The organism is Micromonospora sp. NPDC005254 (assembly GCF_042872525.1).
Lineage (GTDB): Bacteria > Actinomycetota > Actinomycetes > Mycobacteriales > Micromonosporaceae > Micromonospora.
Genome location: NZ_JBIAKM010000001.1, coordinates 1,067,582 through 1,093,885, shown reverse-complemented (window position 1 = coordinate 1,093,885; position 26,304 = coordinate 1,067,582). Strand labels below are relative to the sequence as shown.

The following is a 26,304-nucleotide window of genomic DNA, read 5'->3' as shown; positions in this document are numbered from 1 at the left end:
ACCTAACTGCTTGCCGCGGCCACCTTGCCCAGCAGCAGCGCCTCGGCGAGGCAGACCTTGGCGAACTCGCCGAGGTGCAGGCTCTCGTTCGGGCCGTGCGCGCGGGCGTGCGGGTCCTCCACACCGGTCACCAGGATCGCCGCCTCCGGGAACATCTCCTGGAACGTGGCGATGAACGGGATCGAACCGCCGATGCCGATGTCGACCGGGTCGGTGCCGTCCCAGGCGGCGCGGAACGCCGAGCGGGCGGCGTCGAACATCGGCCCGGACGCGTCGATCACGCACGGGTCGCCATCGTGCTCCAGAGTGACGGTCACCTGGGCGCCCCACGGCGCGTGCTTCTCCAGGTGGGCGCGCACCGCCGCGTACGCCCGCTTCGGGTCGTCTCCCGGCGCGAGACGGACGTTGAGCTTCGCCTTCGCGGCCGGGACCAGGGCGTTCGGCGCCTCGCCGGTGGACGGCGCGTCGATGCCGAGCACCGACACCGCCGGCTTCGTCCAGACCCGGTCGGTGAGCCGGCCGGTGCCGATGAACTGGACACCCTCGGCCAGTCCGGACTCAGCCCGCATCCGGTCCTCGGGGTAGTCGACGGCAGCGCCCTCCCGGCTGACCAGCCCGTCCACCGCCATGTCACCGGCGTCGTCGTGCAGGGTTGCCAACAGGCGGACCAGCGCGGTGAGCGCGTCCGGGACGACACCCCCGAACATGCCGCTGTGCACGGCGTGGTCCAGCGTGCGGACCTCGACGAAGCAGTTGACGACGCCGCGCAGCGAGGTGGTCAGCGCCGGTACGCCGATGTCCCAGTTGCCGGAGTCGGCAATCACGATGACGTCCGAGGCGATCTCGTCGCGGTGCTCGCGCAGCAGTTGCTCCAGCGAGTCGGAGCCGTACTCCTCCTCGCCCTCGATGAACAGCACCACACCGACCGGCAGCGCGTCCCCGTACGCCCGCAGCGCCGCGACGTGCGCCATGATGCCGGCCTTGTCGTCGGCCGCGCCCCGGGCGTACAGGCGGCCGTCGCGCTCGACCGGCTCGAACGGGTCGGACTCCCACAGCGACCGGTCACCGACCGGCTGCACGTCGTGGTGGGCGTAGAGCAGCACGGTGGGCGCACCGGGTGGGGCGGCCCGACGGCCGATCACCGCGGGCTGCCCGCCGGAGCGCACGATGTCGACGTCCAGGCCGCAGCCGCGCAGCAGGTCGGCGACCGCCTCGGCGGAACGCTCCACGTGTGAGTGGTCGAAGCCCTCGAAGGCGATGCCGGGGATGCGGACGAGGCGTTCCAGGTCGGCGCGTACGCCGGGCATCTCACGCTCGACGGCGGCCCGCACCTCGGACTCGGACATGATCGGTGAGGTCATGACCGGAATCGTATGCCGGCCTTACCCAGGCGTGTTGGCCGAGCCCGTACCGTCACCGTCATCCGCCGGGCCGGAGCCCGCCCGCGCGCCCGGGGCGGCCCGGCCGGCGCGGTGCGCGCGGCCGGCGGCCTCGGTGGCGGCGTCCATCCAGGAGCGGGCCCGACCGGCCGTGCCGCCCACCCACCCGCCGACGTCGCTGGCGCCGTCGCCGAGGCGGCGCAGCAACCCGACCAGCGGGTCGGTGGAACGGCTGAACTCCTCCCGGTACGACTCGGCAGCGGCCTTGATCTCCTCCGAGACGCTTGTCGAGGCGTCGTCGTCGCGGCGCGGATAGTCCCCGGACAGCACCCGCCCGTACGCCCCGGAGTCGATCCACTGCCGCAACTGCGCGGCCCTCGCCACCGGCGCCGGGTGCGTGCTCCACGCCGTCATCCGGATCTTGTGCAGGCTGTCGCGCAGGTCGCCGCCGCCGGCGTACTCGGCGGCCTGCTCCAGGAAGGCGGTCGTGTCGATCTGCGACAGGTCGCCGCCGCCCGCGAGCTTCATCAGCAGCCGCAGCGCGGCGGCCGGGTCCTGCCCGGCGAGCAGGCCGGCCCGGTCGGCGGACAGCTCCGCCTTGCGCCACCACTCCAGCATCGCCGCGATGATCGCCCGCAGCGCGAACGCGCCCACCGGCAACCAGCTCAGGTTGGCCGCCCACCGGTTGAGGATCATGAGCATGGTCTTGTAGACCGCGTGCCCGCTGCCCACGTGCCCCAACTCGTGGCCGAGCAGGCAGCGCAGCTCGTCCTCGTCGAGCTGCTGCACGCACGCGGAGTTCAGCACGATGAACGGCCGGTCCAGACCCACCGCCTCGGCGCCCAGCCAGGGCGACTGCGTCACGTACAGCTCGGGCAGCTCGGCCACGTCGAGCGCCGCCGCGGCCTCGGTGTAGCGCTGCCACACCGCCGGATACTGCCGGTGATCGACGCGGATGCCGGACGCCAGCACCGACAGCCGGAAACCCCGCTCGTTCCACATGCCGAAGAACGCCCGCACCACGTCGTCGAAACCACGCAGCTCACGCAGCGCGACCAGGGCGCCCCGGTCGGCCGGATGCTCCCAGGCCCGCGAGCTGATGCCGGTGAGGGTGATCCGGCGCCGCGCCGGCGCGTCCGCTGCCGTCATGATGGGGCCCCCGTTTCGCCGTGACTCCTCGCATCGTGCCGCAGCGGGTGGCCGGCGTCCATGCCCGGTCAGCGGACCCGCACGTAGTACCGGGACGCGTCCAGCGGCAGCGTCGGCGCACCGTCGACCACCAGGTCGGCGCGCGCCGCGGTGTCGTCGGCGGCGAAGTGCGCCCGCTCCCCGGTATGCCAGCGGCGCAGCTCGGGCAGGATCTCCGGCCCGTCCCGCTCGACCGCACGGGCCAGCCGCAGCGGCGCGGGCGCGGTGACGAAGACGGCGAGGGTCAGCTCCGGCCGGACGACGGCACGGGCCGCGCTGACCCCCTCCACGATCAGCACCGGCGTCACCGGCACCGGCACCGGGCGGGGTAGGAAGCACCGCCGCACCCAGCTGTAGCGCCGGTACGCGCCCGGCTCTTCCTGGCGCAGCGGGGTCAGCACCTCGGTGTCGAGACGAGGCCAGAAGGTGAGCTGGTCGTCCCAGCCGTCGAGCAGGTCGTCGGTGTGCACCACCGGCGGGCGCCCGCCGGACTGCGCCGCCAGGGCGTCCGCGAGGTGCGCGGCGAACCGGCTCTTGCCCGCGCCGCTCGGCCCGTCCACCGCGACCAGCCGGGTCCGCCCCAACCGCGCCGGGCCCGCGAGCACCCGACGGGCCAACTCGGCGTACGCCTCGACGACCACCACCGTCGGCACCGGCGCGGCGGATCGCTCGGTCGACCCGCCGACGTCCACGCCCTCGTCTACGCACTGGTTCCCGCCCTGAGCCCTGCCCTCAGCCCCGTCCACGCCCGCAGCCCCGGCCTGAGCCCCGTCCACGCCCGCGGCCCCGCCCTGGTTCCCGGCCTGAGCCCCGTCCACGCCCGCAGCCCCGCCCTCGTCTACGCCCTCGTTCCCGTCCTCGTTCCCGCCCTGAGCCCCGCCCTCATCCCCGTGCCGGCCCGTGCGGTCGGGGCCGCGCCGCTGCGGGCCCCTGTGGGCAAGCCCTCTGGTGACGAGTCCGTGCACGACCGAAGTATGCCCCGCTCACACCCCGGCAACGGGGGTTCACCGCCCAGATCAACTCGGCCTCATTGATGTCGGGGTATCCCGTCGGCCAGCACACCCCGACATCACGGAAACCGAGTCGATCACGCCGGTTTCGGTGGGGTGACACGTCCGGCTGACACCCTGGGCCGGTCATTCTCACGACCGGGGGAATTGGGGCGGGCGACGGGTGACGGGCGGCCCGTTCGCCGCGCGGGTTGGCACCCGAGTCGGCATGATCGGGTGGTGCTCCGAGACGTGATGAGCCCCGGCATTGACGCCCTCCTCGAACAGGCCCGCGCCGGGCTGCACCGATTGACTCCACAGCAGACCGTCGAGGCGGTCCGCGGTGGCGCTCTGCTGGTCGACACCCGTACCGACGCACAGCGCCGCGAACAGGGCGACCTGCCCGGCGCCGTCGTCATCGACCGCACGGTGCTGGAGTGGCGGCTCGATCCGGCCAGCGCCTGGCGCATCCCGGAGGCCACCGCCTACGACCGGGAGATCGTGGTGGTGTGCCGCCAGGGCTACAGCTCCAGCCTCGCCGCCGCCAGCCTCCAGACCCTCGGCCTGCGCCGGGCCACCGACATGATCGGCGGCGTCGACGCGTGGCTGGCCGCCGGCCTGCCCACCACGGACCGCCCCGCCGACATCCGGCCCTGAACCGCCCTGCTCAGAGCTGCGGGGCGCCGGGTGGGATGAAGGGAAGACCGGGGGGTGCGCCGCTCTCGATGAGGCGCCAGAGGGCGTCGGTGTCCAGGTGCTCCTCGACGAGGTCGCCGAGCAGGTCGAGCGAGCCTTCCCGGGCTGCCGCGAAGCTGGTGCCCGGCGCGACCCGGAACCCGGTACGACCCGCCAGCCGGGCGGCCTCGGTGAGGAACCAGCGGCGGAACCCGTCGGACTCGAACGCCCCGTGCCAGTGCGTGCCGTGCACCGCGCCGAGCACCGCGCCCTCACCGTCGCCGTCGGCCCCGGTCAGCAACGGAGTCAGGGCCGGGTCGGTCTGCGAGACGTACCCGTGGTGGATCTCGTAGCCGCGGACCGCCACGTCGCCGGGGCCGGTGCCGACCGACTGCCGGACGGTCTTGCGTGGATCGAAGGTGATCTCGATGGGCAGCAGGCCGAGCCCGGGCACGCTGCCCTGCCGGCTCTCGACCGGGTCGTGGATGGCCCGGCCGAGCATCTGGAAGCCGCCACAGAGGCCGAGCAGCGGCTTGCCGGCTGCCACGTGTCTGGTCACCGCGTCGGCGAGGCCGGTCTCGCGTAGCCAGGTGAGGTCCGCGACGGTCGACTTCGAGCCGGGCAGGACGATCAGGTCGGCGGCGGCCAGTTCGGCCGGCTCGACGGTGAGGCGTACGCGCACGCCCGGCTCGGTGGCCAGCGCTTCCACGTCGGTGGCGTTGCTGATCCGGGGTAGCCGGACGACTGCCACGTCCAACCAGTCGGTGCCGTGCGGTGCGGCGGGGCGGCCGAGCACCCGGCCGTAGGCGAGCGAGTCCTCCGCGTCCAGCCAGAGGTCGAGCGACCAGGGCAGCACCCCGTACGTGGGACGGCCGGTCACCTGACGCAGCATGTCCAGCCCGGGCTGGAGCAGGCCGAGGTCGCCGCGGAACTTGTTGATCACGAAGCCGGCGATGAGCGCCTGGTCCGCCGGGTCGAGCAGGGCCACCGTGCCGAACATCGAGGCGAAGACGCCGCCCCGGTCGATGTCGCCGACCACGATGGCGGGCAGGTTGGCGTGCCGCGCGAGCCCCATGTTCACGTAGTCCCCGGCCCGCAGGTTGATCTCCGCCGGGCTCCCGGCGCCCTCACAGATCACCACGTCGTACGCGGCCCGCAGCTCGGCCAGCGCCGCGTACGCGGTCTCGGCGAGCCGGGGCCGCACCTGTCGGAAGGTGCCGGCGGTGATCGTGTCGACCGCCGTACCGAGGAGAACCACCTGGCTGGCCAGGTCGCTGCCGGGCTTGAGCAGCACCGGGTTGAAGCGCAGGTCCGGGGCGAGCCCGCAGGCGGCGGCCTGCATGGCCTGCGCGCGGCCGATCTCGCCGCCACGCCCGTCCGGCCCGACCACGACGGCCGAGTTGTTCGACATGTTCTGCGCCTTGAACGGCGCCACCTTCACGCCCTGCCGGTGCAGCCATCGGCAGATGCCGGCGGTGAGCACGCTCTTGCCGGCGTCCGAGGTGGTGCCGGCGACCAGCAGCCCGCCGCTCACCGCCCGCTCACCCGCCGCGCCGCACCGCGGAACAGGCCCCGCTCCGACGCGACCCCGCCGAACAGCAGCCGACCGTTCCGCCCAGCCATCCGCAAGCCGCTCCCGGCCCCGCCGGACAGCAGGCCGCTCCCGGCCCCGCCGGACAGCAGGCGGCTCCCGGGCCCGGCCGCGACGGCCCGCAGACTCCGACGAGCGACGGCGCCGGCCAGGCGGCCGACGGTCACCGGGTACGCGGCCGCCAGCCCGAGTGCGGCCAGGCCGACAGCGCCGGAGATGCGGGCTGCCCGCTTGAGGTGTCGTGCCTCGGGACGGGGGCCGTCGCCCAGGAACGGGCGGACCTCGGAGCGCCCGAAGTACCTGTTGCGGCCACCGAGGCGGACGCCGAGCGCGCCGGCCATCGCCGCTTCGCACTGGCCGGCGTTGGGGCTCGGGTGATCGTTGCGGTCCCGTCGCCACACCCGCCAGGCCTGCTCCCGGTCGCCGTTCGCGACCGGCGCGACGGCGATGGTGAGGAGCCCGGTCAGCCGGGACGGCACCAGGTTGAGCAGGTCGTCCAGCCGGGCGGCCGGGGTGCCGAACCGCGCGTAACGCTCCGATCGGTGCCCGACCATGGCGTCGAGGGTGTTGGCGGCGCGGTAGCCCAGCAGCCCGGGCAGGCCGGCGACCGCTCCCCAGACCAGCGGGGCGACCACCGCGTCGGAGGTGTTCTCCGCGACCGACTCGACGGTGGCCCGAGCCAACTCCGACTCGTCAAGGGTCGAGGGGTCCCGGCCGCAGAGGTTGCCGAGGCGCCGTCGGGCGGCGGGCAGGTCACCGTCACGAAGCGTTCGGCCCATGACGGCGGCCTCGTGTCGGAGAGTACGGCCGCCCAGCACGGTCCAGGTGCCGGCGGCGACGAGCACCGCACGGCTCACCGGCCGGTGCCGGGTGGCCGCCGCAGCGACCGCCCCGAGCACCACGGGCCCACCGACGGCCAGCGCCGTGAACACCGCGCCGGCCGTCCGGTCCGGCCGGTGCAGGCGACTCTCCAGAGCGCCCGCCACCTGGCCGAACCCGGCGACCGGATGCCACCGGCGAGGGTCGCCGAACAGCCTGTCCAGCGCGTAACCGGCCACCAGGCCCACCGCGTTCGCCACCGGCGCTGTCCGTCGCACGCGTACCACCCCCCGGCCGGCCAGCCTAGACGAGCACCGCGTGCGCCAGCCGCGGCCGCCGTGCTCCATCGAACCCCACCTCCGTCACGCGGGGTGACGACGCCGGTCGCGTCGCCACCCCGCCCCCGTCGTGCCGCCGGCGCGCACCGTCGTCGACACCGACCTCAGGCGACCGGGCCGAGCTGTCACACCGACTCCGGCTCGATGCGAACCGTCACGCCGGCTGCGGAACCCGCCCCCGGCCCCGCCGGCCCCGACCGGACGGCGGAACCTCCGGCCGGCCCTCCTCGGGCACCGGCCCCAACTCGTCGTCGGGGTCGCCCTCCAGGTCGGAGTCGTCCGCGCTCACCGCGAGGGCCAGCTCGTCGTCGAGGGCCGCGGGCCCATCGCCGCCGCCGGAGAAGCCGTCGTCGAGAGAGTCACCGCCCTCGAGGGAGACGTCGTCGAGCGGGCCGTGGCCCAGCGGACTGGTACGCAGCGAGCCGTACTCAGGCAACTCGAAGTCGTCGTCGAGCGGGCGGTCGTCGCGCAGCACCGGCGCCTGCTCGTCGGGCACCGGTTCGGTCGGCTCGCCGTGCACGCGGCTCTCGATGGCCGCGTCCTCGACCGTGCTGGTGGTCATGGTCGGCCGGTTGCGCAGGAAGCGGGCCCGCCCCCGGGACAGGTCGTGGCCGACGGCGACCGCCTCCAGCTCGTAGAGGGTGCGGTGGTTGCCCGCGTCGTCGGTCCAGTCGCGGGTGTAGAGCCGGCCGCAGACCACCACCGGGTCGCCGACCATCACCGAGGCCGCCACGCCCTCGGCGAGCTTGCGCCAGCAGTTGACGCGGACGCGCAGCGAGTTGCCGTCGACCCACCGACCGCTGTCGCGGTCGAGCCGGCGGGCGGTGGAGGCGACCTTGAAGTTGGCCACCAGGGTGTTGCTCTGGGTCGTACGCCGCCACTCGGGCGCGGTCAGAATGTTGCCGACAATCGTGACGTACGTGTCGAACATCGTCCCTCCAGGGGATCCGGGGTCTGCCAGCGAGTCGACTCGGCACCGAGCCTGTGCGCTCTCGTCGGCTGCCGCCAGCGCCACCACCCCGGCCTGTGGATGACGAGGCCACCTGTGGACAACGCCCTGATCACACCCCCGATGTGGTACGGCCGACCTACCTGTCCGGGCGCCGACGGTTCCGGAGCCGCCCGAACTGGGTATGGATTTGATCAACGCACCACCGACAAGCTCCACGTCGACGAGAGGTCAGCGCCATGACGATCACTACTTTCGGCTCCGCAACCGTTTCCGAGGTGCGGCGATGAGCGCCGTGGCGAACCCGGCGACCGTGGGCGAGTGCCTGCGGGTGGGTGCGGGGTTCTCCCAGGGCGACCGCAACTGGATCGCCGAGCAGTTCGCCACCCTCGACGCCCGGCTGGCCGGTTTCCACGCCGACGCCACCGAGCTGGAGGTGTCGGTGAAGGACCGGGAGGCCCGGGGCCAGAAGGTCACCCTGGAGTGCTGGATCGCCGGCCGGCAGAAGATCGTCACCACCTCCGCCGAGGAGGACCTGCACGCCGCCCTCAACGACGTCCGCGACGACCTGCGCCGGCGGCTGAACGACGCCAAGACCCGGCAGGAGCCCCGGCACAACAAGCACCTGCGGGACATCCCCCAGCCGCAGGGCGAGGTCGACCCGACCGACGAGTCGGACGCGCTGCCCGCCGCCGACCCGAGCCGCGCCGACGCCGAGACGGCCTGACGCGTACCCCTGTCATGCCCCGGCCGGGAGGCACGGCCGGTCGGGGCATGCAGCGTGGGGCTACCGCCGGGTAGCTTGCCGGCGTAGCGTCGCGTTCGTGGAACCGGACGTGTTGGGGCCGCCGTACGAGCGGCAGACGATCGACCTGGGCACCGACGACGAAGGCCCCGTTGTCGCGACCCTGGTCCGGCGGCGGGCCGAGCGCCCCACCGGGCGGGCGGTGCTCTACGTGCACGGCTTCGTCGACTACTTCTTCCAGACCCACCTGGCCGACTTCTTCGCCGAGCGCGGCTGGGACTTCTACGCCCTCGACCTGCGCAAGTACGGCCGCAGCCTGCTCGCGCACCAGACGCCGAACTTCTGCCGCGACATCAGCGACTACTTCCCCGAGCTGGACGCCGCCGCCGAGATCATCCGCTCCGACGACGGGCACGACACCCTGCTGGCGATGGGCCACTCCACCGGCGGCCTGATCATCTCGCTCTGGGCGGATGCCCGCCGCGACACCGGCACCGTCGACGGCCTGGTCCTCAACAGCCCCTTCTTCGACCTCAACGCCCCCTGGGCGGTCCGTCGACCCCTCGCGGCCGCCGTCTCCCGGCTGGGCCGCAGGGCGCCGCACCGCATCCTGCCGTTCGGCCTGGGCACGGTGTACGGCGAGAGCCTGCACGCCGACCACCGCGGCGAGTGGACCTACGACCTGGCGTGGAAGCCGCTGGCCGGGTTCCCGGTGCGCGCCGGCTGGCTGAACGCGATCCGCGCCGGTCAACGCCGGCTGCGCGCCGGCCTGGACATCCCGGTGCCGGTGCTGCTGGCCTGCTCGACCCGCTCCTTCCGGGGCACCAAGTGGCACGACAACGCGACCCTGGCCGACGCCGTGCTGGACGTCGAACACATGGTGCGGTACGCGCCCCGCCTCGGCCGGCACGTCACCCTGGCCCGCTTCGACGGCGGGTTGCACGACCTCACGCTCTCCGGCCCCGCCGTACGCGCAAAGGTCTTCGACGAGGTCGGCCGCTGGGCCGAGGCGTTCCTGGCCGCCGGCCCCACCGCCCCGGCCGCCGACGATCCCGCCGATGCGCCCACGCTGCCGCAGAGCCGACGCCCGTCTCCCGGTCACGCCGAGGCGACGGCGGTCGGCGATTGACCTGTCCCAGCTCGGACGACCGGCCGCGCCGAATCTACGGCGCTCGGTGACAGTTCAGTCGAGCCGGGTTCAGGCGTCGCCGTGCGCGGCCGACAAGACGGCCTGGATCCGGTCGAAGGTCGCCACCGGGTGACCGTCGACGCCGGGCAGCACCAGGCCCAGGCAGTACAGCGAGACCTCGCCGGTGGCGTCGGGCTGCACGACGAAGACGGGCGCCCCGACGTACCCCGGTGGCAGTTCGCCGGTGATCCGCACGTCGTCCCCGTCGCGGACCACGCGCTCGATCCCCACCTCCAGAGGGCGCGAGGCGTCCTCGCGTACCCCATGGGCCAGCACGAAAGCGGAACTGGCGTCGGCGCCGAGGCGGGCGACGGCCTCGGGCCCGGCGGCGATCCCCGCCGGCACCGGCTGCACGCGCCACCGCCAGCCGCCGTCGCCGGCGTACCGGTGCAGGCCGGCGGTCGGCAGCACCGCGACCCCGTCGCCCGGGAAGCGCGCCCAGCCGGGCGCGATTTCGCCCTCCGCGATGACGTCCGGGGCGACGCCGGCCGGCTCGGTGACGCTCGCCCGCAGGCCCAGCTCACCGCCCGCAGGGCCGACCAGGTCGGCCGCCGTCAGCAGCGCCTCCCCCACCGGGTCGTCGCCGCCCTGGAAGAAGAAGGCGGTGCCGTAGGCGTCGGCCGTCCGGTAGGGCAGGATGGCGCGGCCGACGACCTGGCACAGCTCGTAGGCGACGCCGCTCTCGGCGTCGGGGTCCAGCAACACCAGCCGAGGGTACGGGCCGACGCTCGGCCTCTTCGTGGGAACCCGGATGCCGGTCGGGTGCACTCCGTGAGACCCTGCTCGGCAACGTGGACGCGGGCACCCTTTTCGTCGTCGGGCAGCCGGACGGCGGTACCCTCTGGGCGCGACTCCACACCGCGCGCCCGTAGCTCAGCGGATAGAGCAGGGGACTTCTAATCCCAAGGCCGCAGGTTCGAATCCTGCCGGGCGCACAACTCCTAGTTGGCCAGCACGGGTATCGACGGCCGGAAGATCCAGAGTCCGCCCGAGTCCGCGTGGAGTTACGGCAGCGCAGCGAAGCCAGGTACCCCGAAGGGTAGTTAGAGGCAGAGGGTCGCTAATCCCCGCTCCGTTCGGAACGGTTCGGATCACCGTACAGTCGTCGCCGAGTGAGGCGGGCCGAGCGCGACGGTGCTCGGTCTGCTGGTGAGATGAGCCGGCAGAGAAGAGAGCTGTGATTGCAGCTGCATCGACAGATCGAGGTACGCCGCTAGCTCTTCTGGGGTGACGGAGATCCAGATGTCTTTGCCCTTCTCACGCTTGACCCGGTTGAGGTGGTCGCCTCCGACTGGTCGAGAGTGCGCGACCGTGTTGCGGAACCGGGTGAGCTTCATCAGGTTCATCTTGAGGTCGCGGTACGACCGCTCCTGTAGAAGGTCAGCGCGCATCTCGGTGATGAAGTCCCGCAGGAGCTTCACTTGGTCCTCGTATCGCATGCCCTCCAGCTCCGCTTCCCTGGCCGGCTGCTCGTCGTCCGTCGAGCTGCACAACCAGGCGAGGATGGCCCGGACTAGGACCTGACACTCATCGTCGCGTGCGATCGCCAGCTCCGGTATGGGTTCGCGGCCCAACTCCTTGGCGAGGTGATCGACAAAGCCGGACCCGGGGCGACCTCCGACCTTAAAGTCACCCTCTCCCGAGCATTGCAGCGCGTCGTGGCCGCTCGGCACGCATACGCAGACGCACGCAGCGGGCGACATCTCATAGCACCCTGAGAGCTGCCGTCCAAGGAGCCAGGGCTTGCCGGTGGCGTCCCGTTGCACGATCTCGGGACTTGGAGCGGCGGCCCGCTTCTTGATCTTGTTCAGGTAGGAGCGTTCGGCAGGAAGATTCAACGCCCGGCGGCACGATTCACACACGTAGCTGTACGCCACGGGCCGGCACCCCCTTTCTGGCCAAGGCCAGGCTACATCGGCACCGTCCGACGATGCATCGGCTTGCCCATGCCGGTACAGCACGTCCAACTACAGCGGCTGGCGGGGTCGGTGCTCGCCGGTAGCCTCAACGAAGAAGGTAGATCGTGGCAACCCGCATTGATCTTACCCTCGTGGCTGACAAGTTGATCGTGCACAGGTCCGGACCGGGACTCATCATCAAGACGCTCTGCCACGAGCAGGCCTTGCCGGCGAACCTCTGGACCCTCACGCAGGATGCCAGTACCGGCCGGCTCATCGACATGACACAGGGCGACACCACGGGCAGCTGACCGACGCTCATCCAGCACCTGGCTCCAACCCTGGAGCCGGCAGCCGGATCACGCCGCTCTCATTGAGCGACATCCAACCCAAGCTCCCAGCGAATCGCCTTTAGAAGCTCAGCAGATAGTGCGCCGAGGTTCCAGAGGTCGCTACGGAGCACATCAATGCGCTCCTGCCTGTCCAGCATCCCGCCGCTGAATGAGGCCCAACAGCGGCGCACACGAACAAACACTTCTCCGCAGGCCTTGTCCGTCTCCACGGACGCGAAGAGCCTGACCTTGGCCCGCGTCAACTCCAAGGCGTTGGCGAGCGTCATAACCTCGCTGCGCCATGCTGCGTCGATCTTCTTGGGGCCGGAGCCATCAACAGGGAGGCGGCTTGAAATAGCACTTCTGAAGCTGTCCAACTGCTGGAGCAGTTCGCTGTACGAGGCTAGGCGTTCCTGGCGCGAGCGGGCGATATCCTCGCGCTCCCACTGCTCCTGGCGCTCGGCCTTCTCTCGCTCCCAGCGCCCCTCCTCCTGCTCACGCTCGTGCCGCCAGCGAAGAAGCTCCTGCTCCCGTTGCCATCTCCACTGTCGGCGCTCGCGCACCCCGCTGGCCACTTGGGTGATAAGCGCGGCGGCGAGCGTGCCCACGACCGCCAGAGCGGCAGCAACAAGGACCATCCACGAGGGAGCGCTAGAACCCATCCGACAATGGTCTCTCGCCCGCGCAACCAATCGGACGATCACTCAGCGTGCAACCGCCTCGCCAGGAACGGCGCGCAGGCGCGCCGCAGATCGTGCAGCCGTAGCACCTGCGGCTGCCCACGGTCGGGGCGCGTCGGCCGGGTCGGCAGGATGAGCCCATGCGGTTGCTGGTGCTTGGCGGAACCTGGTTCGTTGGATACTCCGTCGTCACGACTGGGATCGATGCCGGCTGGGAGGTGACAACATTCAACCGCGGCACGTCAGCTCCCTTCTCTAAAGCGGTACGGCACATCCGAGGCGACCGGACTCGGCCTGAGGACGTCGCCGCTCTCGCTGCCGCCGGGCCTTGGGATGCCGTTGTCGACACCTCTGGCTACGTGCCCAGGAACGTCCTCGACGTGGCAGGCGCGCTCGCTCCCGTCGCCAGTCGCTACGTCTTCGTATCCACGCTCAGCGTTTACCGGGACTGGCCGGTCAAGCCGCTGAGCGAGCAATCCGAGGTGCTTCACTGCCCGCCGGACGCGGGCCCGGACTACGGCACCGACACCGAGGACGGACCGACCCGCTACGGCTACCAGAAGGCCGGTTGCGAGGCAGCGGCACTCGCCGCGTTCGGAGCGGACCGAACCACAATTCTGCGCGCCGGCGTCGTGCTCGGCCCACGTGAGTACGTCGGCCGCCTGCCCTGGTGGCTACGTCGTGTGGCCGCTGGCGGCGAGGTACTAGCGCCAGGCTCGCCTGACCGGGCAATCCAGCCGATCGATGTACGCGATCTGGCCGCGTTCGCATTGCGCACCATCACTGACGACCTGGCCGGCACGTTCAACGTCTGCGCTCCGGTGGGTAGCGGGACCTTCGGAGAACTGCTCGCGCACTGCGCTCACTCGACGCACACCGAAACCTCCTTCACCTGGGTGCCCGACGACTTTCTGCTGGCACAGGGCATCCGGCAGTGGTCCGAACTGCCGCTCTGGCGCACCTTCGACGGGGTGTGGAACGTCGACACCACTGCCGCGCAAGCCGCCGGTCTCCGCGCCCGCCCACTCGAATTGACCGTCCGGGACACCTGGCGGTGGTTGGTCGAGAGCGGGGACGTCAGCAACCACGACCGCGCCGCCGAAATCGGCATCAGCCGAGCGAGGGAAGCGCAGGTTTTGGCCGCCTGGCGCCGCTCAAACGAGCGGTCGAGATGAGGTCTCCGACAGCCACACCGCGATCTGGTCGGCGAGCCGCCGTGCGTCGGCATCGCCGCTTCCCCGTGCCTCGTTCAGCAGACGTCCTATCCGAGCGAGCCGACCGGTTAGCGAGACGTTGCGCCTTTGCGGCGGCAGAGCCAGCACCGTACGCAGCGCCTCAGCAGCCCCGTCCGGATCTCGCATGTGTAGGTGAGCAGCGGCCATGTCGATGTTCGTGCCGTTGATCTGTGAGTATGGCCGCCGCGCTGTCGGCAGCGCCTGATAAACGCGCAGCGCATCGAGGGCGTACCTCGCAGCCTGCTCGCCGTTGCGGAGGTCGAGCCAGGCAGCGGCGGCGCAGGCTGCGGCGCGTGCGTCTCCGAAGGCGAACTCACCACCGGTCGCCGTAGCCAGCTCGTCGGGCCGACCCTCTGCCGCCTCCCTGTCTTGTTGGGCAGCGTCCAGAACGGCAGCCACTGAGGCGGGGTCATCGAGAAGGGCGTAGGAGCGAGCGGCGATGTAGCGGAGCCTCAGCTTCGGTTCACCGTCGGGGGCCACACGCATCGCTCGGCCGTAGTAGCTGAGAGCGGCATCAGGCTCGTTGCGCCAGTTCGCCAACGTCATTTGCAGCCCATACGTCCACGCCTTCAAGGACGCGTGGCCGGCAAGGTCTGCGTACTGGGTAGCCGCCCGGGCAAGGGCGGCCGACTCGGTCCAGTGTCCGAGGTCGAAAGCGGTGGAGGCCATGAGTGATGCGCCCTGGCCGATGGCCACGAAGAGATCGACCAAGTCCCCCGGCCGCCGCGTGCGGTCGGCCAACGCTCGCGCCTCGTCACGCAGCCGCCGTGCAGTTGAGAACGTGTCGAAGGCAGCCATTCCAACAGACCGCGCCAGCACGGCCATGTCCTGCTGCATTGCCTCGATCGAGTCATGCGGCACCCCTGCGCTCGACAGCAGCGAGTCATGGGCGACTGCGTCTGCGGCATCACTCACGACATCGCCGAGATCAGTGCCGCTACCAGCGCCTCTGTGCTTCCTGGCGACGTCGTCGATGTCTTGTAGGAACCGCGATCTGACCGAGTCCGAAAGCCGGCCGACTGCTGCGTCCAGCAACTCTTGGTTCGCGCTGCCGGGCACCGTCTCCGGCCGACTGTGCCAGTACGCAACGGTTCTGACCGCGATGCCCAGCCAGGCCGCGAACCCTTCGTTCGTCATCCCGGCGGCAGCTTGCAGCACACAGGCCAGGCGTCCAGTCCACTGATCCACCCTCGCCATCGCGCCTCCCGTGATGCGTTGCATCGGATTGCCGCTCGTTGCACCAGCTTTGCATGGGCGCATCGTCCGACTTCGACTTCACTGGACTCAGCAAGCCGATAGAAGCACCAGAGGACATGGGGTTACCAGCTTCAAGACACGGCCCGAGCCGGGATCGAGCGCGTTGTCACAGCCAATATGAAGGCGGCCCTCGACCAGCGCAGCCACGCCGATCGAGGGCCTTGATCGCCTAGCAAGGAGGCGACCCGTGAGCACCCTACCCACCCTGCCCGCCTGTCCAGAACCCGCGACGATCCGCATCGAGCTGTACTCGGCGGACTCCCTGGACGCTTGCACGTACACCTGTGTTGACCACACCATCCGCGCAACCGCTGCCATTGCCCGCGCCGGTTTGGAGGCCCACCTGATCGGCATGGCACCGGACGTCGTACGGTCCTGCGGCCATATGTTCGTCTTCCCGACCGGCACCCTTGCCGATGCCCCGGCCGGTCTGACGCATCCACGCTGGTGCGACCGGGACGATTGTGAGAGTCGGGGTCAGCACCACTCCCGCATCCTCGGCGTGGAGACCGACCGGCCGGAGGCGATCACCGTGCAAGCGGTCCTGGTACAGGCCCTGCACGAGGCTGCTGAGCCGATGGTGCGCCTGGAGGACAGCGCGGCAACCCGGCTGCTTCTCTCGGTCCGGCAGACGCGGGTGTTGCGGTACCGCCTGGCCAATCTGCTCGACCTGACCAGGGCCGGGCGGCGCACCCACCACATAACAGGTCGACAATGATGAGGTTGAGCAATCGCGTCCTACGGTTGCAATGCCGACACAAGCAGATCCGCCACCACTGCGGGGTGCGTGACCATCGCCAGGTGATGGGCGTCCAGGCTCCGGACCCGGTACCCACGTTTTTCGGCCTGCTCTGCCGTGGACTGGTACGCCGCGCTCAGCTGAAGGTAGATGTGTCGGGCGGAGTGCCATGCCCCGCCCGGCGTAGGTAGCACCTCGGAGACGACCTGCCACGGCAGTTCAGGTATGCCGTCCAGCACCCGCCGCCGCTGTTCGGGGTCGGGCAGGAGATCGGCCAGGGAGGCCGTGGGGAACCAGGTGTCCCACCGTGGCAGCCGGCCGGACGCCGCCATCTCCCGCAGCCAGGTGGCCCGTTCCGCCGGCAGTGATCCGATCCAGCTCGTGCCCGGGTGTGGCAGGCGGGCATCCATGAAGACGACGTCGAGCTGGTCACTGCCGACCGCGTCGGCGATGCCCGGCAGGTACGCGCCCGCGCGGCTGTGGCCGACGACGACGGTGTGCGCACCAGGAGTGACGGTGGCAGCCGCCGTGCAGACCGCCGCATGAAAGGACGTCGACTCGACGAGGGGGCGAAGGTCCAGCACTTCCACACGCCACCCCGCCGCTTCGAGATGCGGACGCAGGGCATCCCATGTCGCTGCGGTGAGAAGCGGGCTGTGGACGAGAAGCATCGTTGGTTCGGCGAGCACAATCGCATCCTGAGGGCTGTGCAGCCATCCGTACAGCAGTGCCTGCCTCCGAGCGCCCACTCGACAATGGCGGACACGCTGAGCGGGATGATCAGGTGGGTGCAGACCGTCGCCGACCACGGCGGTGACCCGGACGGGCTCGCGGGCAGCGGCTGCGCTGATAGCGTCGCCGCGTGTCGATGTTCCGGACTCCTCAGGTGATCCTCTTCAGCGAGGACGTCCGCCGAGCCGCCGAGTTCTACGCCGGCCTGGGCTTCACCGAGACCTTCCGGGTGCCGACCGAGGGCGAGCCGATCCACATCGATCTCGCGCTCGACGGCTACAAGATCGGCATCGCCTCGGTGGCCTCCACGCGCGACGACCACGGCCTCGACCCCGTGCCGCAGGGGCAGCGGGCCGCGGTGGTCCTCTGGACCGACGACACCGCTGGCGCGTACGCCGCCCTCACCGCGAACGGCGCACCCTCCCTGGCTGCGCCGCACCGGTGGCTCGACCGCCTGCTGATCGCCTGGACGGCCGACCCCGACGGCAACCCGATCCAGATCGTCCAACAGCTCTGACGACTCCGCCTGGGCGCACCGACCCGCCGCCTGCGTGCCGACGGCGTGCCCGGCACGGCCTACATGTCCGACCGGGCGGGGGGGTCACTGCCGAGCGGCTGGTGCGCGGCCTTGACGATTGTGGCGCCGGAGCGGACCTCCACCGGTCGTACAGTGGGGAAGGTCCTGGCCCCAGTGATCGCGGCGGGTGTGTCCTTTTCAGCCCGCCCGGAAGGAGCACAGTGATCCGACCCCTCAGGACCGCGCTCGGCGTCGCCCTGACCGCCACCCTCCTGACCTCCGTCGCCGTCGCGCCCGCCCACGCGCAAGCCGGGGGCCGACCGCCGGCAGTTGTCGCCCTGCCGGACGGGTTCCAGCCCGAGGGCATCGCCACCGCCGGCCGGTACGCGTACTTCGGCTCCCGCGCGACCGGCGAGATCTACCGCGCCGACCTGGTGACCGGCCGGGGCACGACGATCGGAGCACCCACCGGTACCCCGTCGCTCGGGCTCAAGGTCGACCCGCGCGGCCGGTTGTTCGTCGCCGGCGGCACGGCCGGCGACGCTCGCGTGCTCGACACCCGCACGGGCGAAGTGCTGGCGCGCTACCAGTTCGCCACCGCCCCGACATTCGTCAACGACGTCGTCCTGACCCGCGACGCCGCGTACGTCACCGACTCCAACCGGCCGGTGCTCTACCGGCTGCCACTCGGTCGCGGTGGCGCGCTGCCGCCTGCCGACGGCTTCACGACCATCGCGCTGACCGGCGCATACGAGCAGGTCGGCACCGGCGTGAACCTCAACGGCATCGCCACCACACCGGACGGCAGGGCGCTGATCGTCGTCCAGTCCAACACGGGAACACTGTTCCGGGTCGACCCGGTGACCGGTGCGACCACCGTCGTGGCCGTGCCCGGCTACACCTTCACCAACGGTGACGGCCTGCTGCTGCTCGGCCGCACCCTCTACGTCGTGCAGAACAGCCTCAACCAGATCGCGGTGGTCACGCTGAACCGCGCCGGCACCGCCGGAACCGTCACCGGCACGATCACCGACCCGAACTTCGACGTGCCCACCACAGTTGCCAAGGCCCTCGGCCGGCTGTACCTGCCCAACGCCCGCTTCACCACGCCACCGACCCCGACCACGCCGTACACGGCCGTCGCGGTCCGCGCCCGCTGAGAAGCCCGAGGGGTACGCGCACCGCGCGTGCCCCTCGGCCGGGGATCACGACGACGTCAGGCGGCCGCTGCGGCGGCGACGCAGAACTCGTTGCCCTCCGGATCGGCCATCACCACGTGGTGCCGGTCGGCCTCCTCCAGGACACTTCCGCCGGCCCGCACGAGGCGAGCGGCCTCCGCCGTGATCCGCGCCCACCGCTCGTCGGGGGTGCCGTGACCGGGCACCCGGATGTCGATGTGCAGCCGGTTCTTCGCCGTCTTGGGCTCGGGGACGTTGAGGATGGACAGGCGGGGGCCGGTGCCGTCGGGGTCGCACAGCCACGCGCCGTCGTCGGCAACGTCGTCCTCCGGCGGATCGAACTGCGCGAGCCACTCGGCGCGGGTCGTGAAGGGTGGCGGTGGCGGCTCGTCGATGTAGCCCAGGGCCGTCTTCCAGAACGCGGCGAGTATCGGGGCGGCGGTGGAGTCGAGCGTCAGGTCAATGCTGGCTGCCATGGCGCGACCGTACGATAGCCCTCCGACCATCCGACCGGGTTGCGGGCGTCTTCCACGGGTAGCACCGGGTCCGGCCGGAAGCGGGTGCCGACCCGTCGCACCGGTGCCATATGCTGCGCGCGTCCACACGGGGGCCACGGGGAGAAACACATGCGACGGTACGGCAGGGCAGCGCTCGCGGCTGCGTTCCTCACGGTGGCATTGGCGGGCTGCGGCACGCCGGCCGGCACGGACGGTGACCTGTCCGACGACTGGCGACCGATGGCGGCGGCGCAGCAGTTCACCCCGAAGGCCGGCGAGTGCCACGTCATCCCCGAGGCGAGCTCGTACCTGAGCAGCTACTCCCCCGTCGACTGCGCCAAGACCCACCTGGTCGAGACGTTCCACGTCGGCACCTTCACCGGCGCCCTGGCCGCGCGCAGCACCCCACCCACCGTGGAGTCGGCGGCCATGCGTGGCGTCTTCGCCGACTGCGACACCCGGGCCAAGGAGTTCGTCGGCGGGGACTGGCGCACCGCGCGGCTCTCCGTCCAGGTCGCGCCGACCTCGCCGGACGGGTGGGCGGGTGGCAGCCGCTCCTACCGGTGCGACATCTTCGAGCTGGACGAGGTGGACGGCGCCAACGGCGACTCCGACCGGGCCATCCACCGGTCCGGGACGCTGCGCAACGCGGTCGGCAGCCGTTCGCCGCTGACGTACGGCTGCATGAACGAGGACGAGTGGGGCCGACTGCGGCCGGCCGCCTGCACGGCCGGGCACCAGTACGAGTTCGTCGGCGTCTGGACCGCCCCGGATCGCTCCTACGCCGACGCCGTGCGCGACGAGGACGCGGTCCACCCCGCCTGCCGTACGCTGGTCGCCCGCTACGCCAAGGTGCCCGTCGACGCCAAGCTGCGCTACCGCACCGGCACCGCGTACCGCTTCCCCTCGCAGGAGCTGTGGGCGCGCGGCGACCGGGGTGTGCGCTGCTACTTCTGGTCGGGCGGCGCCGCCGTGAAGCGGTCGATCGCCGGCGGCGGCACGAAGGCGCTGCCGGTGGGCTGAGTCCGGCGCGCGCTCAGACCGGTCCCAACAGCGCCGCCAACGCCGCGTCACCCTGCCCGAGTTGCGTCCCACCGGGTGGTGCCACGACCAGGAAGCGCCGGCAGGCGTCGAGTTCGACGTACCACTCGGGCCCACCGCCATCCAGGGACCGGAGCACCGCGAAGCGGGACGCCGGGGTGGCACAGTCGGCCGCCGGCCTGGTGGCGGCCAGCGCGCGGAGCGCCGTTGCCTGCCGCTCGGGCGGCAGCGGCCCGCCGTACACGAAGTCACCGGCCGGCTTGCCGCCGCCCCGCTCGGACGGGGGCACCTCGTAGACGCAGAGGCGCAGCGGCCCGGCCTTCGGACTCGCCCCGGGCACGACACGCCCGGGACGTCCGAAGCTGGTCTCCACCCACACCATGTCCGACCACCGCTGCTCGCAGCCGACGGTCTCGGCCGCCGACGATTCGACGAGCCCGACCGTACGGGAGTCGACAGTGGTCAGGCGCAGCCCGTCCAACGCCGCGCGCACCTCCGGGCGCGGCTTGCCGCAGACGTCCGTCGGCAGGTACGGCCGCAGCCAGCGGCCCCGGTCGTCGAGCAGCGCCAGCCACGGAGGGACGAGCATCTCGAGGGAGCAGGCGATCTCCCCTCGGCCCCGGCCCTGGTCGGACAGGCGCAACGCGGCCACCAGCGCGCCGATCTCGTCGGCGCGGCGCTCGGTGGCCACCTGCTCCCGGCCGCCACCGGCACGTGGCCGGACCTCGCGACCGCAGAGCACGGCGGCGACCGGCACGAACGCGGGGTCGATCCGCCCGATCTTCGGCTCGATCCCGGACGGCGTCGGCGCCGCGGGCCCGTCCGGCCCCGGCGGTACGGGCAGCACGACGCCGGCCTGCGGCGCGACCTCGGCGCAGGAGGTCCACTTCTCGACGATCTCGGCCGGGCCGGGATCGTTCGGCGTGTTGACCGGGCCCGCGCAGCCGCTCAATACGAGGCCACACAGCCCCATGCCGAGCAGCGCCGCCGCCAGTGCCGTTCCGCCCGAACGCATCCGGCTCACCACCTCTCCGCCGCCGAATGAGACGGGCGAGGACGCTCCGGGGTTCCGACCACCAGGAGTGGCGTGACGTCGCCGACCATGGGCGACGCCGCCCGCCGGGGCCGGCGCATCCGTCGGCATGATGGCCCGATGGCACATCTGGGACTGGTCGCGGTACTGGTACGCGAGTACGACGAGGCGATCGAGTTCTACGTGGGCGGCCTCGGCTTCGAGCTGGTGGAGGACACGGCCCGCCCGGACGGCTCGCGCTGGGTGGTGGTGCGCCCGGTGGGGGCTCGGGAGACGGCGCTGCTGCTGGCCCGACCGAGCAGCGCCGAGCAGCAGGCGCGGGTGGGCGACCAGACCGGCGGCCGGGTCGGGCTGTTCCTGCACACCGAGGACTTCGCCCGGGACCACGCCCGGATGGTCGCGGCCGGGGTGCGGTTCCTGGAGGAGCCACGGCACGAGGCGTACGGCTCGGTGGCGGTCTTCGTCGATCTGTACGGCAATCGGTGGGACCTGATCCAGCCCCGCAGCGCAGAGTGACGAGAAGGCGACACCATGCGCACGGTGGGTGAACGCTCACCGTCCGCCATGCTATTCTCCGATGTCGATCTATGCCGCGCGGACCCGGACCGGGTCGTTGTCGGAAGGACAGCTCCCGATGCCGGCGACTGCCGCCCCGACCGTGCCACCGCCCGTCCTGGACAGCCCGGCCGGCGGGGCGTTGAGCCTCATCTTCACCACATTTCCGGCGCTGCTGCGGCTGACGTGCGGGTTGGTCGGCGCCGCGGTGGCGCTGTCGGTGCGTACCCCGCCGGTCGATGAGGCCCTGCTGCTGCCCGGCGTGGCCGCGCTCACCGGCTGGTCGCTCTGGTACGCCAGCCGCGCGGTGCGCCACGGGATCACCCCGGCACTGGTCGCCGGTGACGTCGGGCTCACCGCGCTGGCCTGTCTGCTCATCCCTCGCCTGGTGGCGCCCGAGGTGCTGCCCGGCGAGGGCAGTTGGATCGCGGTGCTCGCCAGCACCACGGTGATCAACGCGCAGGCCACCGCACCGGCCCGCTGGTCCGTCCCGGCCGGGCTGCTGGTCACCGCCACCTACGTGGTGGGCACGCAGGTGGCCGGCAACCCCGCCGAGTCCCGGGCGCACGCCGCCACCCTGCTGGTGCAGACGGCCTGCACGGCGATGATGACGGCGGTGATGCGCCGCCGGATCGGGCGGGCCGACCGGGCGTTCGCCGAGCACCAGCGGTTGACCCGGGAGGCGTTGGTCGCCCGGGCCGCCCGGGAGGCGGAGCGCCAGCAGAATCGGGACCTGCACGACACCGTGCTCGGCACGCTGACCATGGTGGGGCTCGGCGCGGTGGCCGGCCCGTCGGCCGCGTTCCGCGACCGGTGCGCCGCCGACCTGCGTACTCTCGTCGCGTTGACCGACCTCGGCCCGGTGCCCGGCGACGGCCCGGTTCCCCTCGACGGTCGGTTGCGGACGGTGCCCGACCGGCTGCCCGAACTGGCGGTGGGCCTGGAGCTGGCCTCCTGCGCGGTGCCCGCCGGGGTGGCCGACGCGATCACCGAGAGCGCCTACGCGGCACTGTCCAACGTGGTCCGGCACGCGCCGGGCGCGCAGGCCACACTGCGACTGACCCGCGACGCGGTCGCCGTCGTGGTCGAGGTGGTCGACGACGGCCCCGGCTTCGATCCGGACACCGTCCCCGCGCACCGGTACGGGCTGCGCGAGTCGATCCACGGTCGGATGGCGGCGGTCGGTGGGCGGGCCGAGGTGCGCTCCGCGCCCGGTGCGGGCACCCGGATCCGACTGGAGTGGCCCGGTGTCGGCTGACCTCGGCGCCTCGGCGGAGCGCACCCGCACCCGCGAGGCGCCCATCCCGGGGCCGCCGCCCGGCCCGGCCGACGGGCCCACGCCGCCCGAGCCCGCGGTGCTCGCCGCGCCGGCCGCGGTGGCGCACGCCTCCGACCGGGGTGCCCGGATCGTCGCCGTCGCCATCGCGCTGGCCTGGCATGTCGCGATCGGACTGCCGGCGGTGCTGGCGACGCGGACCCAGTTCACCGCGCCGACGGTGGTGCTCGGCGGTTGGATCCTGGTCGCCGTGACCGGGGCGGTGGCCGGCGTCCGGCTGCTGCGGGGCGCGCCGCTGCCGCCCTGGCCGCTCGCCGGGCTGCTGCTCGCCGTCGACGCGGCCGTCTTCGCCGCGGTCGGCGAACGGCAACTGTTCGCCGCCGCGAACTGGGTGTGGGGCACGCTCGGCTGGTTCTTCGTGCTGGCGCTGTGGGGTCGGCGGGTCAGCGGTCTGGTCGCGCTGCTGACCACGCACGCGTTGATCGCGCTCGCCGCCGTCCTCGCGCACGGCCCCGGCCCGGCCGACCTGGCCCGCTACACCATGTACGTCTACGGCACCTTCTCGCTGCCGGTGGCGGTCTTCGTCGGCAGCGCGGTGATCGTCGGCCTGGCCCGGGACCGGGCCGCCGCGGCTGCCACGCTGCACACGCTCTCCGCCGAGCGGGCGGCCGCCGAGCGGGGCCGGCAGGAACGCCGTGACCGGCTCGCCCTGGTCGGCGCGGCGGCCGGACGGGTGCTCGGCGAACTGGCCGCCGGCGAGATCGCCCCGGACGACCCGGAGGCGCAGCGCCGCTGCGTGCTGGCCGCGGCCCGGCTGCGCCGCCTGATCGCCGAGTCCGACGACGTGCCCGACCCGTTGCTGCACGAGCTGCGGGCCGCCGCCGACCTGGCCGAACGCAACGGGCTGCCGATCGACCTGATCGCCATCGGCACCCCACCGCCGCTGCCGGTCCAGATCCGCCGCCGGCTGGCCGACCCGCTCACCGGCCTGCTCGCCGACGCCCGGGGGTGGGCGCGTCTGACCGTGGTGTCCGGCCCCGGCGAGGTGGTGGTCAGTCTGGTCACGCCGGACCGGGAGGGGCCGGACGCGACCGGCCCTCCGCCCGGGGAGCACGAGGACGGGCCGGTGCAGCACCTCTACGAACGGGACGGGGACATCAGATGGGCGCAGACCCGGTGGTTGGGGTGACCGGTGACCGGCTGGTCGGGGTGTCGATCGTCGACGACCACCCGGTGGTCGTCGAGGGAGTGCGCGCCTGGCTCGCCAGCGAGCCGCGACTGACCGTGCTGGCCACCGGGGACGACCCGGACGAGGTGCTGCGCGCCGCGCCGGACGCCGACGTCGTCCTGCTCGACCTGCGGCTGCACGGCCGGATGGCGCTGGACAAGCTGGCCGAGTTGAGTGCCACCGGGCGACGGGTGGTGGTCTACTCGGAACACACCGACCCGGAGACGATGCTCGCCGCGCTGGACGCCGGGGCGGTGGCTTTCCTGGCCAAGCACGAGGGCCGGGAGCACTGCGTGGCGACCGTGTTGGCCGCGGCGAGCGACCGCCCGTACGTGCCGCCAGCGCTCGCCGGCGCGATGGTCGGCGATCCGAGGCCGGACCGGCCGATGCTGTCCGACAAGGAGCGAGAGGCGCTGCTGCTCTGGTTCCAGTCGATGTCGAAGGCGTCGGTGGCCCGTCGCATGCAGATCAGCGAACACACCGTGAAGCAGTATGTGGACCGCGCGCGGATCAAGTACACCCGGGCGGGGCGGCCGGCAGCCACAAAGGCCGCTCTGCTCGCCCGTGCGATCGAGGACGGGCTCGTCCGCCCGGAGGAGATCGGCATCTACCGGTCACAGGCGACGCACGACCGGCCGACCCCCTAACGGGCGTCATGACAGCGGCCGGCGCATCGGCCAGGCTCAACCCACAGCCAGCTGACCGGGAGGTCGTGACGATGCACGCCGACGCGTCCCCCTTCTTTATCGGCCCACACCGGTTCGACGCGCCGGACGACGACGTGGGCCCGACCCTCGACCGGCGTTACGACATGCGCCCGCTGCCCGGCGAGAAGGTGCTCGGCAGACACCGGCTGCTCGTCGCTGGCTACCTGCTCGGGCCGACCGAGACACGACGCGGCTGGCAGCTTCCCGGGCCGGTCTCGGTGACCGTCACCGACCAGCGGATCTGCTGGGTGGGCACCGGCTCGCAGCTGTCCCTGGTCGACGACGACACCCCGCGGTCCCGGCCGGCGGGGCGGCTGACCGGTCTGATGACCGGCCAGATCCGCTGGCAGTGGCCGTCCCGGCTGGAGCTTCCCCGCACCGATCCGGCGCAGCTCATGATCGTCTGCGACGCGTTGCGCACCATCCAGCAGCCGGCGCTGGCCCTCGGCGGGTCACCGGGTGAGATCATCGCGCTGGCCCGGCAGGTGCGCCGGGCGGCGGCCATGTTCCGGCTCACCCGCCCGCAACTCGTGGACCTCTCCGCACAGGAGCGCGACGTTCTGCTGCTGCGGGCCGGCCCCGCGCTGGCCGCCGGGGAAACCCGGATCACCCTGCCCGGCTCGCTGCCGGTGGAGTTCCGCTCCCGCGACGACTACTACCGCTCGGGACCGGAGCCGACCTCCTGGGACGGTTTCGCAGGCGGCGCGGCGTCCGGGCGTTGGTGAAGCCGGTCCGCGCGGCCGGTCTTGATCATTCTCAGACGCTCGGGGTGCGCTCCTCGCCGACGGCGTCCAGCGCGGCGGCCTCCTCCGGGGTCGGCGCGGTGCCACCGAGGTGCGCCGGGAGCCACCAGGTGTCCTCCGGGCCGGCCGGCGCGTCCGGGTACTCGCGCTGGGCCCGCTCGACGAGCGCGCTCAGCCGGGTGGTCAGCTCGGCGGCCAGCACGTTCGGGTCCGGGAAGTCCGCCGGCTGGATCGGCTCGCCGATCAGGATGGTGATGGGTGTGTGCCGGCGGGTGAGGGTGCGCGGGCGGCCCTTCGTCCAGAGCCGCTGGGTGCCCCACAGCGCGACCGGCAGCACCGGCACCTTCGCCGAACGGGCCATCCGCACGGTGCCGCTCTTGAGTTCCTTGACCGTGAACGACCGGCTGATCGTGGCCTCCGGGAAGACGCCCACCACCTCGCCGCGCTTGAGCGCGTCGACCGCCGAGCGGAACGAGGCGGCGCCGGCCTGCCGGTCCACCGGGATGTGGCGCATGCCGCGCATCAGCGGGCCGGAGATCCGGTGCGTGAAGACCGACTGCTTGGCCATGAACCGCACCAGCCGACCCGACGCGTTCGCACCCAGCCCGGCGAAGATGAAGTCGAGGTAGCTGACGTGGTTGCTGGCCAACACCGCCCCGCCGGTGCGGGGTACGTGGTGAGCGCCCTCGATGGTGATCTTCAGGTCGAGGACCCGGAACATTGTCTTGGCGGCGGCGATAACGGGCGGGTAAACGAGCTCCGGCATCCGCAGAATCTACCCTGCCCGGCTGGGG

The 26,304-nt window shown here is 72.2% G+C and carries 28 protein-coding genes and 1 tRNA gene; 15 read left to right on the top strand and 14 right to left on the bottom strand.

Annotated features, from left to right (window positions below):
• Nucleotides 1-2: 2 nt before the first annotated feature.
• The 3 genes from ACFYPR_RS05265 to ACFYPR_RS05255 all read right to left on the bottom strand — a co-directional run bounded on the left by ACFYPR_RS05265 (nucleotide 3) and on the right by ACFYPR_RS05255 (nucleotide 3,259).
• A complete protein-coding gene (locus ACFYPR_RS05265; protein ID WP_387258701.1) occupies nucleotides 3-1,346 on the bottom strand; it encodes a dipeptidase in 1,344 nt (447 codons plus the stop codon).
• A 36-nt stretch (nucleotides 1,347-1,382) separates the two neighbouring features.
• Nucleotides 1,383-2,528 (bottom strand): M48 family metallopeptidase, encoded by a 1,146-nt coding sequence (locus tag ACFYPR_RS05260; RefSeq protein WP_387258645.1) that lies wholly within the window; start codon nucleotides 2,526-2,528, stop codon nucleotides 1,383-1,385.
• Between the two features lie 68 nt (nucleotides 2,529-2,596).
• Nucleotides 2,597-3,259, bottom strand: coding sequence for a uridine kinase (locus ACFYPR_RS05255; protein ID WP_387258700.1), 663 nt, complete (start codon nucleotides 3,257-3,259; stop codon nucleotides 2,597-2,599).
• 552 nt (nucleotides 3,260-3,811) lie between these two features.
• Between ACFYPR_RS05255 and ACFYPR_RS05250 the strand changes: the two genes are divergently transcribed.
• A complete protein-coding gene (locus tag ACFYPR_RS05250) occupies nucleotides 3,812-4,213 on the top strand; it encodes a rhodanese-like domain-containing protein (protein WP_354858820.1) in 402 nt (133 codons plus the stop codon).
• Nucleotides 4,214-4,223: 10 nt separating this feature from the next.
• Here the strand turns inward: ACFYPR_RS05250 and ACFYPR_RS05245 are convergent, their stop codons facing one another.
• The 3 genes from ACFYPR_RS05245 to ACFYPR_RS05235 all read right to left on the bottom strand — a co-directional run bounded on the left by ACFYPR_RS05245 (nucleotide 4,224) and on the right by ACFYPR_RS05235 (nucleotide 7,910).
• Nucleotides 4,224-5,765, bottom strand: coding sequence for a cobyric acid synthase (locus ACFYPR_RS05245; protein ID WP_354858787.1), 1,542 nt, complete (start codon nucleotides 5,763-5,765; stop codon nucleotides 4,224-4,226).
• Complete coding sequence (locus ACFYPR_RS05240; RefSeq protein ID WP_387258644.1) at nucleotides 5,762-6,919, bottom strand: cobalamin biosynthesis protein; 1,158 nt, start codon at nucleotides 6,917-6,919, stop codon at nucleotides 5,762-5,764. The genes ACFYPR_RS05245 and ACFYPR_RS05240 overlap by 4 nt, the downstream gene beginning before the upstream one ends.
• Before the next feature lie 214 nt (nucleotides 6,920-7,133).
• The gene (locus tag ACFYPR_RS05235; RefSeq protein WP_354858781.1) at nucleotides 7,134-7,910 is read right to left on the bottom strand and encodes a single-stranded DNA-binding protein; all 777 of its coding nucleotides are present in this window, start codon (nucleotides 7,908-7,910) and stop codon (nucleotides 7,134-7,136) included.
• A 304-nt stretch (nucleotides 7,911-8,214) separates the two neighbouring features.
• On the opposite strand from ACFYPR_RS05235, the gene ACFYPR_RS05230 reads away from it, so the two are divergent.
• On the top strand, nucleotides 8,215-8,655 hold the full coding sequence (locus ACFYPR_RS05230) for an HPF/RaiA family ribosome-associated protein (RefSeq protein ID WP_354858779.1): 441 nt from the start codon (nucleotides 8,215-8,217) through the stop codon (nucleotides 8,653-8,655).
• Between the two features lie 97 nt (nucleotides 8,656-8,752).
• Nucleotides 8,753-9,802 (top strand): alpha/beta hydrolase, encoded by a 1,050-nt coding sequence (locus tag ACFYPR_RS05225; RefSeq protein ID WP_387258642.1) that lies wholly within the window; start codon nucleotides 8,753-8,755, stop codon nucleotides 9,800-9,802.
• Between the two features lie 69 nt (nucleotides 9,803-9,871).
• Here the strand turns inward: ACFYPR_RS05225 and ACFYPR_RS05220 are convergent, their stop codons facing one another.
• On the bottom strand, nucleotides 9,872-10,567 hold the full coding sequence (locus ACFYPR_RS05220) for a hypothetical protein (RefSeq protein WP_387258640.1): 696 nt from the start codon (nucleotides 10,565-10,567) through the stop codon (nucleotides 9,872-9,874).
• A gap of 157 nt (nucleotides 10,568-10,724) precedes the next feature.
• Between ACFYPR_RS05220 and ACFYPR_RS05215 the strand changes: the two genes are divergently transcribed.
• Nucleotides 10,725-10,797 (top strand) — tRNA-Arg (locus tag ACFYPR_RS05215).
• Between the two features lie 156 nt (nucleotides 10,798-10,953).
• Here the strand turns inward: ACFYPR_RS05215 and ACFYPR_RS05210 are convergent.
• On the bottom strand, nucleotides 10,954-11,739 hold the full coding sequence (locus tag ACFYPR_RS05210; protein ID WP_363939289.1) for a hypothetical protein: 786 nt from the start codon (nucleotides 11,737-11,739) through the stop codon (nucleotides 10,954-10,956).
• Between the two features lie 146 nt (nucleotides 11,740-11,885).
• Between ACFYPR_RS05210 and ACFYPR_RS05205 the strand changes: the two genes are divergently transcribed.
• Nucleotides 11,886-12,071: a hypothetical protein gene (locus tag ACFYPR_RS05205; RefSeq protein ID WP_355066140.1), complete on the top strand. Its 186-nt coding sequence runs from the start codon at nucleotides 11,886-11,888 to the stop codon at nucleotides 12,069-12,071.
• 59 nt (nucleotides 12,072-12,130) lie between these two features.
• On the opposite strand, the gene ACFYPR_RS05200 is transcribed toward ACFYPR_RS05205, so the two are convergent.
• Nucleotides 12,131-12,754, bottom strand: coding sequence for a hypothetical protein (locus ACFYPR_RS05200; protein ID WP_355066138.1), 624 nt, complete (start codon nucleotides 12,752-12,754; stop codon nucleotides 12,131-12,133).
• 158 nt (nucleotides 12,755-12,912) lie between these two features.
• On the opposite strand from ACFYPR_RS05200, the gene ACFYPR_RS05195 reads away from it, so the two are divergent.
• Nucleotides 12,913-13,947, top strand: coding sequence for an NAD-dependent epimerase/dehydratase family protein (locus tag ACFYPR_RS05195; protein WP_355066136.1), 1,035 nt, complete (start codon nucleotides 12,913-12,915; stop codon nucleotides 13,945-13,947).
• Here the strand turns inward: ACFYPR_RS05195 and ACFYPR_RS05190 are convergent.
• A complete protein-coding gene (locus ACFYPR_RS05190) occupies nucleotides 13,927-15,204 on the bottom strand; it encodes a hypothetical protein (protein WP_355066134.1) in 1,278 nt (425 codons plus the stop codon). The genes ACFYPR_RS05195 and ACFYPR_RS05190 overlap by 21 nt on opposite strands.
• 247 nt (nucleotides 15,205-15,451) lie before the next feature.
• On the opposite strand from ACFYPR_RS05190, the gene ACFYPR_RS05185 reads away from it, so the two are divergent.
• Nucleotides 15,452-15,982, top strand: a complete 531-nt coding sequence (locus ACFYPR_RS05185; protein WP_387258637.1) for a hypothetical protein — start codon at nucleotides 15,452-15,454, stop codon at nucleotides 15,980-15,982.
• 20 nt (nucleotides 15,983-16,002) lie between these two features.
• Here ACFYPR_RS05185 and ACFYPR_RS05180 read toward each other — a convergent pair whose 3' ends face one another.
• Nucleotides 16,003-16,593, bottom strand: a complete 591-nt coding sequence (locus ACFYPR_RS05180; protein ID WP_387258636.1) for an alpha/beta fold hydrolase — start codon at nucleotides 16,591-16,593, stop codon at nucleotides 16,003-16,005.
• Between the two features lie 278 nt (nucleotides 16,594-16,871).
• Here ACFYPR_RS05180 and ACFYPR_RS05175 point away from each other — a divergent pair, with 278 nt between their 5' ends.
• Complete coding sequence (locus tag ACFYPR_RS05175) at nucleotides 16,872-17,252, top strand: VOC family protein (RefSeq protein ID WP_355066220.1); 381 nt, start codon at nucleotides 16,872-16,874, stop codon at nucleotides 17,250-17,252.
• A 221-nt stretch (nucleotides 17,253-17,473) separates the two neighbouring features.
• Nucleotides 17,474-18,412, top strand: a complete 939-nt coding sequence (locus ACFYPR_RS05170) for a superoxide dismutase (protein WP_355066129.1) — start codon at nucleotides 17,474-17,476, stop codon at nucleotides 18,410-18,412.
• A 56-nt stretch (nucleotides 18,413-18,468) separates the two neighbouring features.
• Here ACFYPR_RS05170 and ACFYPR_RS05165 read toward each other — a convergent pair whose 3' ends face one another.
• On the bottom strand, nucleotides 18,469-18,906 hold the full coding sequence (locus ACFYPR_RS05165) for a VOC family protein (RefSeq protein ID WP_355066127.1): 438 nt from the start codon (nucleotides 18,904-18,906) through the stop codon (nucleotides 18,469-18,471).
• A gap of 150 nt (nucleotides 18,907-19,056) precedes the next feature.
• Here ACFYPR_RS05165 and ACFYPR_RS05160 point away from each other — a divergent pair, with 150 nt between their 5' ends.
• Nucleotides 19,057-19,950: a septum formation family protein gene (locus tag ACFYPR_RS05160; RefSeq protein WP_387258634.1), complete on the top strand. Its 894-nt coding sequence runs from the start codon at nucleotides 19,057-19,059 to the stop codon at nucleotides 19,948-19,950.
• 13 nt (nucleotides 19,951-19,963) lie between these two features.
• On the opposite strand, the gene ACFYPR_RS05155 is transcribed toward ACFYPR_RS05160, so the two are convergent.
• Nucleotides 19,964-20,983, bottom strand: a complete 1,020-nt coding sequence (locus tag ACFYPR_RS05155; protein ID WP_387258633.1) for a hypothetical protein — start codon at nucleotides 20,981-20,983, stop codon at nucleotides 19,964-19,966.
• A 138-nt stretch (nucleotides 20,984-21,121) separates the two neighbouring features.
• Here ACFYPR_RS05155 and ACFYPR_RS05150 point away from each other — a divergent pair, with 138 nt between their 5' ends.
• From ACFYPR_RS05150 to ACFYPR_RS05130, 5 genes are all read left to right on the top strand, one after another.
• Entirely contained in the window at nucleotides 21,122-21,517 is a 396-nt protein-coding gene (locus ACFYPR_RS05150) for a VOC family protein (RefSeq protein ID WP_363940019.1), read from the top strand.
• 118 nt (nucleotides 21,518-21,635) lie between these two features.
• Nucleotides 21,636-22,814, top strand: coding sequence for a sensor histidine kinase (locus ACFYPR_RS05145; RefSeq protein WP_387258631.1), 1,179 nt, complete (start codon nucleotides 21,636-21,638; stop codon nucleotides 22,812-22,814).
• 43 nt (nucleotides 22,815-22,857) lie between these two features.
• The gene (locus ACFYPR_RS05140) at nucleotides 22,858-24,021 is read left to right on the top strand and encodes a hypothetical protein (protein ID WP_387185900.1); all 1,164 of its coding nucleotides are present in this window, start codon (nucleotides 22,858-22,860) and stop codon (nucleotides 24,019-24,021) included.
• Nucleotides 23,994-24,707, top strand: coding sequence for a response regulator transcription factor (locus ACFYPR_RS05135; RefSeq protein WP_354858750.1), 714 nt, complete (start codon nucleotides 23,994-23,996; stop codon nucleotides 24,705-24,707). The genes ACFYPR_RS05140 and ACFYPR_RS05135 overlap by 28 nt, the downstream gene beginning before the upstream one ends.
• Before the next feature lie 71 nt (nucleotides 24,708-24,778).
• Entirely contained in the window at nucleotides 24,779-25,492 is a 714-nt protein-coding gene (locus tag ACFYPR_RS05130) for a hypothetical protein (RefSeq protein WP_355066117.1), read from the top strand.
• Nucleotides 25,493-25,523: 31 nt separating this feature from the next.
• Here ACFYPR_RS05130 and ACFYPR_RS05125 read toward each other — a convergent pair whose 3' ends face one another.
• Nucleotides 25,524-26,276 (bottom strand): lysophospholipid acyltransferase family protein, encoded by a 753-nt coding sequence (locus ACFYPR_RS05125; protein WP_387258629.1) that lies wholly within the window; start codon nucleotides 26,274-26,276, stop codon nucleotides 25,524-25,526.
• Nucleotides 26,277-26,304 lie beyond the last annotated feature (28 nt).

What these genes read in the sequence shown, in the direction of transcription:
- ACFYPR_RS05265 (WP_387258701.1), bottom strand. Translation starts at nt 1,346, where the DNA reads ATGTCCGAGTCCGAGGTGCGGGCCGCCGTCGAGCGTGAGATGCCCGGC.
- ACFYPR_RS05260 (WP_387258645.1), bottom strand. Translation starts at nt 2,528, where the DNA reads ATGACGGCAGCGGACGCGCCGGCGCGGCGCCGGATCACCCTCACCGGC.
- ACFYPR_RS05250 (WP_354858820.1), top strand. Translation starts at nt 3,812, where the DNA reads ATGAGCCCCGGCATTGACGCCCTCCTCGAACAGGCCCGCGCCGGGCTG.
- ACFYPR_RS05235 (WP_354858781.1), bottom strand. Translation starts at nt 7,910, where the DNA reads ATGTTCGACACGTACGTCACGATTGTCGGCAACATTCTGACCGCGCCC.
- ACFYPR_RS05230 (WP_354858779.1), top strand. Translation starts at nt 8,215, where the DNA reads ATGAGCGCCGTGGCGAACCCGGCGACCGTGGGCGAGTGCCTGCGGGTG.
- ACFYPR_RS05200 (WP_355066138.1), bottom strand. Translation starts at nt 12,754, where the DNA reads ATGGGTTCTAGCGCTCCCTCGTGGATGGTCCTTGTTGCTGCCGCTCTG.
- ACFYPR_RS05195 (WP_355066136.1), top strand. Translation starts at nt 12,913, where the DNA reads ATGCGGTTGCTGGTGCTTGGCGGAACCTGGTTCGTTGGATACTCCGTC.
- ACFYPR_RS05190 (WP_355066134.1), bottom strand. Translation starts at nt 15,204, where the DNA reads ATGGCGAGGGTGGATCAGTGGACTGGACGCCTGGCCTGTGTGCTGCAA.
- ACFYPR_RS05175 (WP_355066220.1), top strand. Translation starts at nt 16,872, where the DNA reads ATGTTCCGGACTCCTCAGGTGATCCTCTTCAGCGAGGACGTCCGCCGA.
- ACFYPR_RS05165 (WP_355066127.1), bottom strand. Translation starts at nt 18,906, where the DNA reads ATGGCAGCCAGCATTGACCTGACGCTCGACTCCACCGCCGCCCCGATA.
- ACFYPR_RS05160 (WP_387258634.1), top strand. Translation starts at nt 19,057, where the DNA reads ATGCGACGGTACGGCAGGGCAGCGCTCGCGGCTGCGTTCCTCACGGTG.
- ACFYPR_RS05155 (WP_387258633.1), bottom strand. Translation starts at nt 20,983, where the DNA reads ATGCGTTCGGGCGGAACGGCACTGGCGGCGGCGCTGCTCGGCATGGGG.
- ACFYPR_RS05150 (WP_363940019.1), top strand. Translation starts at nt 21,122, where the DNA reads ATGGCACATCTGGGACTGGTCGCGGTACTGGTACGCGAGTACGACGAG.
- ACFYPR_RS05145 (WP_387258631.1), top strand. Translation starts at nt 21,636, where the DNA reads ATGCCGGCGACTGCCGCCCCGACCGTGCCACCGCCCGTCCTGGACAGC.
- ACFYPR_RS05135 (WP_354858750.1), top strand. Translation starts at nt 23,994, where the DNA reads ATGGGCGCAGACCCGGTGGTTGGGGTGACCGGTGACCGGCTGGTCGGG.
- ACFYPR_RS05130 (WP_355066117.1), top strand. Translation starts at nt 24,779, where the DNA reads ATGCACGCCGACGCGTCCCCCTTCTTTATCGGCCCACACCGGTTCGAC.
- ACFYPR_RS05125 (WP_387258629.1), bottom strand. Translation starts at nt 26,276, where the DNA reads ATGCCGGAGCTCGTTTACCCGCCCGTTATCGCCGCCGCCAAGACAATG.